At 56.8% G+C, this 10,179-nt stretch carries 14 protein-coding genes; all 14 read right to left on the bottom strand.

Annotated elements, in window-relative coordinates; translation table 11 throughout:
- Positions 1 to 91 precede the first annotated feature (91 nt).
- The gene (gene ylqF, locus ACTLLP_RS03665) at positions 92 to 922 is read right to left on the bottom strand and encodes a ribosome biogenesis GTPase YlqF (RefSeq protein WP_441060840.1); all 831 of its coding nucleotides are present in this window, start codon (positions 920 to 922) and stop codon (positions 92 to 94) included.
- 1 nt (position 923) lies between these two features.
- Positions 924 to 1,445 (bottom strand): signal peptidase I, encoded by a 522-nt coding sequence (lepB, locus tag ACTLLP_RS03660; protein ID WP_441060838.1) that lies wholly within the window; start codon positions 1,443 to 1,445, stop codon positions 924 to 926.
- A gap of 17 nt (positions 1,446 to 1,462) precedes the next feature.
- Positions 1,463 to 1,807: a 50S ribosomal protein L19 gene (gene rplS / locus ACTLLP_RS03655; protein ID WP_441060835.1), complete on the bottom strand. Its 345-nt coding sequence runs from the start codon at positions 1,805 to 1,807 to the stop codon at positions 1,463 to 1,465.
- Between the two features lie 83 nt (positions 1,808 to 1,890).
- Positions 1,891 to 2,640, bottom strand: a complete 750-nt coding sequence (gene trmD, locus ACTLLP_RS03650) for a tRNA (guanosine(37)-N1)-methyltransferase TrmD (protein ID WP_441061617.1) — start codon at positions 2,638 to 2,640, stop codon at positions 1,891 to 1,893.
- A gap of 9 nt (positions 2,641 to 2,649) precedes the next feature.
- Entirely contained in the window at positions 2,650 to 3,159 is a 510-nt protein-coding gene (gene rimM, locus ACTLLP_RS03645) for a ribosome maturation factor RimM (protein ID WP_441060833.1), read from the bottom strand.
- Positions 3,160 to 3,173: 14 nt separating this feature from the next.
- Complete coding sequence (locus tag ACTLLP_RS03640) at positions 3,174 to 3,572, bottom strand: YlqD family protein (protein WP_441060830.1); 399 nt, start codon at positions 3,570 to 3,572, stop codon at positions 3,174 to 3,176.
- A gap of 22 nt (positions 3,573 to 3,594) precedes the next feature.
- Complete coding sequence (locus ACTLLP_RS03635) at positions 3,595 to 3,822, bottom strand: KH domain-containing protein (RefSeq protein WP_441060828.1); 228 nt, start codon at positions 3,820 to 3,822, stop codon at positions 3,595 to 3,597.
- Positions 3,823 to 3,852: 30 nt separating this feature from the next.
- The gene (gene rpsP, locus ACTLLP_RS03630) at positions 3,853 to 4,101 is read right to left on the bottom strand and encodes a 30S ribosomal protein S16 (protein ID WP_441060825.1); all 249 of its coding nucleotides are present in this window, start codon (positions 4,099 to 4,101) and stop codon (positions 3,853 to 3,855) included.
- Positions 4,102 to 4,129: 28 nt separating this feature from the next.
- The gene (ffh, locus tag ACTLLP_RS03625; protein WP_441060823.1) at positions 4,130 to 5,461 is read right to left on the bottom strand and encodes a signal recognition particle protein; all 1,332 of its coding nucleotides are present in this window, start codon (positions 5,459 to 5,461) and stop codon (positions 4,130 to 4,132) included.
- Positions 5,462 to 5,577: 116 nt separating this feature from the next.
- Entirely contained in the window at positions 5,578 to 6,375 is a 798-nt protein-coding gene (locus ACTLLP_RS03620; protein ID WP_441061614.1) for a metal ABC transporter permease, read from the bottom strand.
- Between the two features lie 14 nt (positions 6,376 to 6,389).
- Positions 6,390 to 7,127, bottom strand: coding sequence for a metal ABC transporter ATP-binding protein (locus ACTLLP_RS03615; RefSeq protein ID WP_441060820.1), 738 nt, complete (start codon positions 7,125 to 7,127; stop codon positions 6,390 to 6,392).
- A gap of 3 nt (positions 7,128 to 7,130) precedes the next feature.
- Entirely contained in the window at positions 7,131 to 8,078 is a 948-nt protein-coding gene (locus ACTLLP_RS03610) for a metal ABC transporter substrate-binding protein (RefSeq protein WP_441060817.1), read from the bottom strand.
- A 3-nt stretch (positions 8,079 to 8,081) separates the two neighbouring features.
- Positions 8,082 to 8,525: a Fur family transcriptional regulator gene (locus ACTLLP_RS03605; RefSeq protein WP_441060815.1), complete on the bottom strand. Its 444-nt coding sequence runs from the start codon at positions 8,523 to 8,525 to the stop codon at positions 8,082 to 8,084.
- Positions 8,526 to 8,784: 259 nt separating this feature from the next.
- Positions 8,785 to 9,852 carry a VanW family protein gene (locus tag ACTLLP_RS03600; RefSeq protein ID WP_441060813.1) on the bottom strand — a complete coding sequence of 356 codons (1,068 nt, stop codon included), beginning with the start codon at positions 9,850 to 9,852 and terminating at the stop codon, positions 8,785 to 8,787.
- Between the last annotated feature and the right edge of the window lie 327 nt (positions 9,853 to 10,179).

Raw genomic sequence — 10,179 nt, 5'->3', positions numbered from 1 at the left:
CAAAAATCCACATAGTTAAAAGCAAGATACCGAAAAAGAAAGTGGAGATCAATAGATTTCCGGCAGCCGCAGTAATTTCCCCTGCTGCTCACTATTCATTTTTATCCAAGGGGACCTGATCCAGAGTGAAGCGTCCCAGGCATCCTTCGCGAAAATCCTTAAGCAGCGCTACCGCTGCCTTGCTGAGATCGACCGCGCCGCTTTTTAGCAGAAAACCGCGTTGCCGACCCAACTCTTCCAGCCACTCCTCCGACGCACCGGCAGGGACAAAAGGATAACGCTTAGCCAAGGCTTCGGGATGGTGGGTCTGGAACCAGGATAGCAAGCAGCACGCCGCCTCTTCCACCGCGATGACCTCTTCTTTCAGAGCTCCGGTTGCCGCTAATTTCCAGGCCACGCCCCGATCGTCTAGGCGGGGCCACAATACACCAGGCGTGTCGAGTAGCTCCAGGCGCGGATTGACCTTAATCCACTGCTGCCCGCGGGTTACTCCAGGCCTAGATCCCACAGCGGTCACTCGCCCACGAGCCAGGCGATTGATGAAGCTGGACTTACCCACGTTGGGAATGCCCACCACCATTCCCCGCAGCACCCCGGTACGCCCGGGCTGAGCCACGCGAAATATCACCTCTTCTATCCTTTCCAGCCCCTTACCTGTGAGCGAGTTGACGGCCAGAGCAGGGTGACCCTCCTCTTGTAAATAGCGAAGCCAAGCGCGCGTGGCCCGTGGCTCGGCCAGATCCTCTTTGTTAAGAACCACTATTCTTGCCTTGCCGACGAGAAGCTGATCGATATCGGGATTACGGCTGGAATGAGGGATACGGGCATCCAGGATCTCGAAAACCAACTGAATAAGAGCCAAACGGGCCCGGAGCAAACGCCGGGCCTTCGCCATATGTCCGGGATACCACTGCCAACTCACCTCAATGGAGCACCCCTATGCGATTTAAAGGCCAATATCGGAAGAAGGCTTTCCCTATAATGTAGTGACCTTCGAGCATCCCCCAGACCCGGCTATCTTCGCTGTTCATGCGGTTATCACCTAGGACAAAATAGCACCCTGGAGGAACTTTCACTGGCCCGTAATTGGGGAAAGTGGTTCCCGGCGGCAAGTAAGGCTCGGGAGTGAGATGCCCATTGATATACAGATGATTATTGCGCAGCTCCACCACGTCGCCCCCGACCCCGATCACCCGCTTAATGTAATCCTTCTTGGGATTCAAGGGATAATGGAAAACGATGATATCCCCGCGCTGAGGAGTCGTAAACCAGTAAGCGAATTTAGCCACCAGGATGCGGTCGCCTTGCTCCAGCGTGGGGATCATCGATCCCGACGGGATATAGAAGGGCTGAATAATAAAAGCCCGAATTACCACGGCCAAAACGACCGCGATGACCAGAGACTCTAATATCTCTTGCCAGTAGCTTTTCTGCCCCTCAGCCAAGGTTTTCCCCTGCACTTTTACCGTCTCTCTTCGATGCGAGCAGCTTTGCCCCTCAACTGACGCAAGTAATAGAGGCGAGCTCGGCGCACCCGTCCCCGCCGCACCACTTCGATTTTCTCCAGGCGAGGCGAATGGAGCGAAAAGATCCGCTCCACTCCCACTCCGTAGGATACCCGGCGCACGGTGAAGGTCTCATCCAGCCCGCCACCCCGGCGCCGGATTACCACTCCCTCAAAAACCTGGATGCGCTCCCGGTTGCCTTCCACCACTTTGAAGTGCACCCGCACCGTGTCCCCCGGGCGAAATTCGGGAATTTCCTTATGCAAATGCTCGTCTTGAAATAACTGCCTCAAATCGTTCATTTCCCTCCACCCTCCTATGGCATCAGCCTTCCAAGCAAAAGCCGAGGATCATTATAACACGCCGGTGGCGCTCTGACAAGGAATCATAGTCCTAGAGCTTCGATTCGCTGTTTAATTTCCCGTAAAAGCTGGCGATCCTCGGCCGTGAGTTGCTCCGGGACCAGAAGATCGGGACGGCGCACCAGTGTGCGGACGAGCGCTTCTTCCCGGCGCCAGCGGGCGATGCGGGCGTGATGACCACTGAGCAACTCTTCCGGCACCGCCTCGCCGCGAAACTCCCGCGGGCGAGTGTAATGGGGGTGCTCCAACAAGCCTAGAGAAAAAGAATCGCTCACCGGTGCCTGTTGATCGCCCAGAGCCCCTGGAAGCAGCCGGGTTACGGCGTCGATTATCACCATGGCCGCCAGCTCTCCTCCGGTTAGCACAAAGTCACCGATGGAAATCTCGCCGGTAGTCAAACGGCGTATACGCTCGTCTACCCCCTCGTAATGGCCGCAGATAAGCACCACGCGCTCTTCCTGAGCAAGTTCCCAGGCCAAACGCTGGGTGAACCTTTCCCCCTGAGGGCAAAGCAGAATTACCGGTCCCCGCCACTCACCCTGACCGTTTCTCAGAGCCTGCAAGGCGAGCTCCACCGGCTCCGGGCGCAACACCATTCCCCCTCCGCCGCCAAAGGGGCTATCGTCCACCTCCCGGTGTTTAAAAGGTGAGTAGTCCCGAATGTTTATCAGGTTGACGGTTACCAACCCTTTTTCCCGCGCCCGCCCCACGATGCTATGCGATAAAGGCCCGGCAAACATTTCGGGAAACAAAGTGAGGACATCGAAGCGCACGCCTATCACCTACAGAAGTCCCGCCGGCAAACGCACTTTCATACGGCCAGCAACGGTGTCGATATGCAACACCACGGTTTTAAGGGCCGGGATGAGAAGTTCTCGGCCAGCAGGGGAGCGAACGGCAAAGATGTCGTGGGCTCGGGTACTTAACACTTCCTCCACTTTACCTAGGAAATCCCCTTCTTCAGTATAAACTTCCATGTCGATGAGCTCGAAAATGTAAAAATGCCCAGGAGGAAGAGGGTAAACCTCCTCCCTGGGCACCTGCAACAATCCTCCCCGGAGTTCCTCGGCTTCGTCCATGCTCTGCACCTCAGCCAATTCGAGCAAGACAAACCTCCCCTGCGGTTGCACTTTGACTATAGTGTAGGGCAACCGTTGCCCTTTTAGGTAGATCAAAATCCGGCGTGTTTCCCGAAAGCGCTCGGGAAAGTCGGTGAGAGGCCGAACCTTAACGCCGCCCTTACAGCCATGGGGCGCTACAATTTCTCCCACGGTGACGAAATCCGGACGCATAGAAACGCTCCGTCCTAAAAACCTTGCTCGCGCACAGCCACAATTTTATCTTCTTCGATCACTATCTCCAGGGGACCCAAGCGGCGCGACTCGTCGCCCACCCCAACTTCCACCAGACTTTCAGTCCGCCCCTGTATCAACTCCGTGCCCAGGGGAAGGAGCTTGATCGACTCGTGCTGCTGGCGCAGGCGATCGCGAGCGACTAATTTTTCCCGCCGTTGCGTTTCCAGCGCCCGCAAGTCCCCCGCCGCGACCCCTCTGGCTCGCAGCTGCTGGATCTCCGCCTCCATCCGTTTAAGTTCGCGTTCGGCTAGCTCCATAGCGTGAGCCAAGCGCAGCAGCAACCTTTCGCGATAGGCAGGCGTAAGCCGCACCTTAATCACCACCGGGCGGGTAACCACTATCTTTTCCACCAGCTTCACCAGCAGAGAAGAGCTAAAGAATCTCTACTACCACTTTTTTGCCGGAGCGGGCAGCTGCCGCTTTGACCACTTGGCGGAAAGCCCGGGCCACCCGACCTTGCTTGCCGATCACCTTACCCACGTCATCGGGGGCCACCCGGAGCTCTATGCGTAGCGACTTGTCTCGCTCCACCAAACGCACATCCACCGCTTCAGGATGGTCCACCAGGGCTTTGGCTAAAAGCTCCACCAATTCCTTCATAAAGTTTTCAACCCGCCTTCCAAGAATTCCCTAGCCACTGATAACGCCAGCTCGCACCAGCAAATGGCGCACCGTATTGGAAGGTTGGGCTCCTTTGTCCAGCCACTCCCTGGCCCTCTCGGCGTCAACTTTAATTTCCGCGGGGTCGGATACCGGGTTGTAATACCCGATTTCCTCGATGAAACGTCCATCACGCGGGGAACGAGCATCCGCCACCACAATGCGGTAGCGAGGATTATTCTTAGATCCTACCCGCTTAAGCCTAATCCGCACTGCCAAACTCGGCTCACCTCCTTTCGAACCACGCTTAAAATTTGAAGCCGGGAAGCCGCTTTTTCTTTAAGTGCTTGCTCCCCATAAACTGGCGGATAAGCTTTCTGGTTTGTTCAAACTGCTTGAGCAGCCGGTTGACGTCCTGCACCGTGGCGCCACTGCCCCGGGCGATGCGCCGTTTGCGGCTGCCGTCGATAATTTCCGGGCGGCGCCTCTCCTCAGGAGTCATGGAGTTGATTATTGCCTCGACGATGACCAAGTCCTTTTCCTCCAGCTGCAGCTCACCCTGGAGCTTCTTCATACCGCCAAACCCGGGCAACAGGGAAAGAACTTGCTCCAACGGCCCTATTTTGCGAAATTGACGCAGCTGCTCCAGAAAGTCTTCCAGATTGAAATCGTCGCTGAGAAAGCGCTTTTGCATAGCCGCCGCCTGCTCGGCATCGATAGCGCTCTGAGCCTTCTCAATCAGGGTGAGCACATCCCCCATACCCAGGATGCGGTCGGCCATGCGATCGGGATAAAAGGGCTCCAGCATGTCCAGCTTCTCGCCCACGCCAGCGAACTTGATGGGGCAGCCGGTGACAGCTCGGATGGAAAGAGCGGCGCCCCCGCGCGTATCTCCATCCAGCTTGGTGAGAATAACGCCGTCCAGCCCCAGCCGCTGGTGAAAAGCCTCGGCCACCGTAACCGCGTCCTGGCCGGTCATGGCATCGACCACCAGCAGCACCTCGTGCGGCTTTACCTTGGATTTAATTTCTTCCAGTTCTTGCATCAACTCTTCATTGACGTGCAGGCGCCCAGCTGTATCGATGAGCACCACATCGCAACCCTTGCGATTCGCTTCTTCCAGGGCCGAACTGGCGATCTCCACTGGGTCACCCGGTCGCTGCCATACTGGAACTTGAATTTGCTCCCCCAGCACCTGGAGCTGCTTGATGGCCGCCGGTCGGTAAACATCCGCCGCTACCAAAAGAGGGCGCCTGCCCTGCTTCTTCAGGTTGAGAGCTAGCTTGGCCGTGGTGGTCGTTTTACCCGAACCCTGGAGTCCTACCAGCATCACCACGGTAGGAGGGCTGGGGGCCAGGTTCAACCTGGCGTTTTGCCCCCCCATGAGGGATACCAACTCGTCGCGCACGATTTTGACCACCTGATGGGCGGGAGCCAAGCTCTCCATAACCTCCTGCCCTACCGCCCGCTCCTTTATGCGGGCCATCAGGCTTTTAACCACCTTATAATTGACATCAGCTTCCAGCAGAGCCAGGCGAATCTCGCGAAGGGCGGTGTTTACGTCCTCCTCGGTGAGCTTTCCTTTATTTCTGAGTTTCTTGAATACTTCCTGCAGCTTATCCGTAAGACCGAAAAACAAAACCTCACCGCCTCGCGCTGGTGAAAAATTAGATGGTCAACGTTGATTTTACTTAAAGTGAAAGCGAGGTGTCAAGCCAGCCGAACGCGAGGCGCGCTTCCAGAGCCGCGATGTAATCAAACAGCCAGCCTCCGAGCCAGCAGAACCAACACCAACGCTGCAGTTCCCAGCAAGATAATAGCTGGCCCGGGAGGCAGATCGGCCCAGTAAGCCAGGTGCATCCCGGCGAGGGAGAGTAAGAGGCCGCTCACCACGGCCACCTTTAAAGCTCCGGCAAAGCTTTTCCCCAGAAAGGCTCCCAACAGCGAAGGGATTACTACTAACGCGCCCGTGAGCAGCGCTCCCGCCACTTTAATGGCTGCCGCCACCGTGAGCGCCGAAAGGGCGATGAACACCAAGTTGAGACGCTGCACCGGTATGCCCGTGGCCTGGGCGTACTCCTCGTCCAGGGCCACGGCCAGAAGACCCCGGTAAAACAATAGCAGCAACCCTATCACCAACACCAAAGCCACTATTATGATCTGCAGGTCTTGCCAGCGAACGGTGAGCAAGCTGCCAAAGAGATAGCTGCTAAGATCGGCGCCGAAACCCCGGCTTTTACTGATCAAGATGACGCCCAGGGCCAGTCCCACCGCCATTACTACGGCCAGCAAAGCGTCAGCGTAGAGGGGAGCTCGGTAGCGCAGCCATTCAGTGAGCCAGGCGGCGGCCACCAACACCAAAATGGTCACCAGGTCAGGAGGAGAGAAGTGCAAAATCAGGCCCAGAGCGATGCCGGTGAGGGAGACATGGGCCAGGGCATCGGGTAAAAAGGAGTAACGGCGCGCCACCAGAAAAACTCCTACCAGCGGACAGAGAAAGCCGGCCAGCAGCCCGGCGACGATCCCCCGCCAAAAAAATCCATAATGCCACATTTCCAGCAATCCGCTCACCTCCCCGGCACGTACACCGGCGCACCGTAAAGGTCGGCCAGATGGTTGTTGGAGAGGCACTCGGCCGGGCTGCCCTCGAAAACTATGCGGCGGTTCAGGCATAGGACCCGCTTCACCCGGCGGGAAACGGCTCCAATATCGTGGGTTACCATAACCACGGTAACACCACGCTCTCGGTGGAACTCGGTCAGATACCGGTAGAAAAGTTCTTCACCCGGCGCGTCCAAGCCCTCAGCGGCTTCGTCCAGCAGCAAGAGCTCCGGCTCCGGCGCCAGAGCTCGAGCGATGGCTACCCGCTGGCGCTGGCCCCCAGAGAGTTGGCTCACCTGGTGGTGCAAGAGGGGGAGAAGATCCAGAGCGGCACAGGCTTTCTCGATCGCCTGGCGATCCTCCGCGGTAAAACGGCGCCAGATGCCGGTGCGCGCCACCCGGCCCGATGCCACCGCTTCCCAAACCGTGGCCGGAAAGCTGCCTAAGAGCCCCCCCTTCTGAGGCACGTACCCTATACGGTAGCGCTCCCGAAACTGCGCGGCCGGCTGGCCGAAAAGAAAGATTTCGCCCCGCGTGGGGCGATATATACCAAGAATCAACTTCAGCAGAGAAGTTTTCCCCGAGCCGTTGGGCCCTAGTATGGCCAGAAAATCCCCTTTTTTAATGCTGAAGGTGATGTCCTCCAGAACCACCTTCTCCCCAAAAGCCAAGTCCACTCCCTGGAAACGAACCAAATCGGTCAAGCTCTAATCCCCCAATGCCTGTTGCAGTACCTTGAGATTATCCTGCATCACTTCCACGTAACCTTTAGCGCCGCTTTTCTCGTCCGGAGTAAGCCCGGCCACGGGGCTCAGGACCAGCGCCTGAACTCCAGCTTCTCGGGCCAGCGTTTCGGCCACTCGGGGGCTGGCGGTGGACTCGAAGAACACGTACTTGATATGTTTCTCCTTGACCAGGCGCACCAACTCCGCCAGCTTGGCCGGCGAAGGTTCGGCCTGCGGCGAAAGCCCGGCGATGGGAATCTGATGCAAGCCGTAGCGCTGGGCCAGGTAGCCAAAGGCAGCGTGGGAAACCACGATATCGTGATGGCGAAAATGAGCCGCCGCGCTCTTATAAGCCTGGTCTAGTTCCTGCAGCTTCTTTTCGTAGGCTTCAGCTCGCTGCCGGTAGTAATCGGCCCCCTGAGGATCGGCCGCGATCAACCCCTCCATGATGTTGCGAACATACTGCTGGGCGTTTACCGGGTCGAGCCAGGCGTGAGGGTCAATGGTGCCGTGTTGATGCGTATGGGTCTCTCCTTGGTGACGGGCTTCTGCTCCACCCCCCTCGGCGGCGAAAGTAAGCAGCTTAACACCCTTTACCGCTTCCACCACCTGACCACGATACTCGGGCAATACCTTGCTCACCCAGGGTTCCAAGCCGGCTCCGTTGTAAATAAAGACTTTGGCCTGCATTATTTTGGTCAGGTCGCCTGGTGAAGGTTCCCAATCATGCACGCTCACGCCCGGAGGAACCAGGCAGGTCACCTCCACCCGATCCCCTCCCACTTGCCGAGCAAAATCGGCCAGGGGGAAGAAAGTGGCTACCACCTCCAGCTTCCCCGTCTTGGCACCAGGAGAAGAAGGAGAAGGAGATCCGCAACCCGCCAGGGCCAAGAGCAGCAGCAGCGACACCAGCGCCAGGTAACGCTTCACCTTTTACCCACCCCCGTGCATAAGTTTACGGCAAGCGCCGCAGTAACCGTAAATGGCCAGCACGTGATTGGTCACCTCGAAGTCGGGAAAGGAAGTCATCACGCGGTTTAAGCACTGGTCCGGACAGCAGGGAAAAGAAAAGATGCGCCCGCACCGCAGGCACACTAAGTGGTGGCGGTGCTTCTCCGCCAGAAGGAAACGCCGGCAGCCCTCAAAAAAGGTTTCCTCCAGCAAGCCCACGCTTCGCAAAGTCTCTAAAGTGCGGTAAACGGTTCCCCGGCCCACACCTGGAAAGCGCCGATGCAACTCCTCTTCAATGTCCCGGGCGCTGAGCGGAGAGTCGGCCTCGGTCAGGATGCGAAGAATCTCCCGTCGTTGCGGGGTGAGCTTGAAACCGCGAGCCCTCAAGGACTGAACCTTGGCCCTCAGATCGTCGTTCTTCTCCATGCCTTACCCCCGCCTGCAAGCTAACTGATACTCTATCCTAATTAGATATCAGTTACATTTATTCCTGTCAAGCAAAATCTGGAGCCGGCAATGCGAAAGGGCCGGGGTGAGCTCAGCGAGGCCAAAGCTCTGCCCAACAGGCCCCTGGTTCTGGAGGGATAAAAAACCCGCGCCTACGCCCTTCTGCATCCTGCTGAACACGAGCTTCGCCCTCGAGATCCCGACAAGCCTTTCCCTAAGTTACGTATTCAAGCGACGGCTAATTAACTAACCTGGTTATCTTCGCTCGCAGAGAGCTTTCCTCCTCGTGCCAAACCCGGATCTTCACCGGGAAACCGTAGTTATTTCTGAACTTTAGATCCGCCTTCCCCCACTGTATCGCAGCGTCGTCCTCGTGCGAGGCGTAAGGCACATCCCCGCCGACATGGGTATGCCTTTCAACAATTTCCAATCCTGCTTCGCGAGCTGCCTGGTAAAGAATAGTAGCCGTCCGACAAACGCCCGCGCCCAGATCTGGACCGACTAAACCCCAGCCCCACTTGAAGCCGTTTTCAATAGTGCGAGGACCGGTAGCAGCGTTAAAGGAAAACACCTGGCCGGGATAAAGAATAGTGCCATCGATTCGCTCCGCGGCCAAGCGAGCATTGTGGATATTATTCCAGAACTTTTCGTCGCCTGGGAAGTCAATCTTGAGTTCGGCCAGGATAACCAGCTTTTCGGCAGCCTCCCGGATGTGCTCAATGGTCCTATAGCTCAGCTCCCTTCCGGAGCGACTTACTTGTCCACCCGATGACTTCTGGGCGGTAGCCAATAAGATAACTATCCCCGGCCTATCTCCCTCCGGGGGGTCCCACAGGAGTTCCCTAGCGAGAACCTCCGCCATAGTTCGCACGGGGACACAGACTCTTCCTTTCACCAGTAGAGGGGGAGCCGGGGACTCTCGTTCCGAGCCGTTTACAAGGGTAAGTGGATTCCCGAGGAAAAACACCAACTCCGTATCTTGCGGGGTTAGAGTAGAGCTAAAAACGAAGACCGCTTTAGCGTCACACAAAGATGCGTGCTTTAGTGGCAAAACGAGGGTTTGGAGAATGGTGCGCACCGGCACGTAAACGCGATCGTTGTAGACGAAGGTGGCCACGTCAGCATCTACGTAGCCACAAAGCGATAGGCCATTAACTGGATCTAGAACTCCGTATCTAGGTAGGCCAATAAAAAGAACCAGGTCAGCGCCAGGATAAATACTACTTTTAGAATAAGCCAAACGGTCATTTGCGATGGTTAAAGATAAAGCCACAAGCAGCAGCGACAAAGACAAGAATTTATGCATTATGCGCCGACCCTCCTTACGCCAATATGTTATTTACTTTATATCGGTGGGAAGTGCAACTAGATTTAGGTGTTACAGTTCTTTCATCTTCGCCACAGGTTTTAGTGCTGCAGACTAGTTCCTAAAGCTTCTTGCCTTCCGCTACACCCAATCACCTGGCGGTTTTGCAGTGTCTGTTTTTGGCTTTTGTCTGGCAGGGTCCAGATCACGATTGGTGCGCTTCATGGCTCCATTCTACCACAGAAGGAAGGTGAAGTCATTCGTGATGCGTCCATCGGTATTCCCGGATGAGGCAGCATTGGTCTAGCGCGCACCTTTCACACGCCG

Origin of the sequence: Desulfothermobacter acidiphilus (assembly GCF_052073645.1) — a bacterium.
GTDB classification, from domain to species: domain Bacteria; phylum Bacillota; class Desulfotomaculia; order Desulfotomaculales; family Ammonificaceae; genus Desulfothermobacter; species Desulfothermobacter acidiphilus.
The sequence above is the reverse complement of the archived record's forward strand: the minus strand, read 5'-3'. Positions and strand labels throughout refer to the sequence as shown.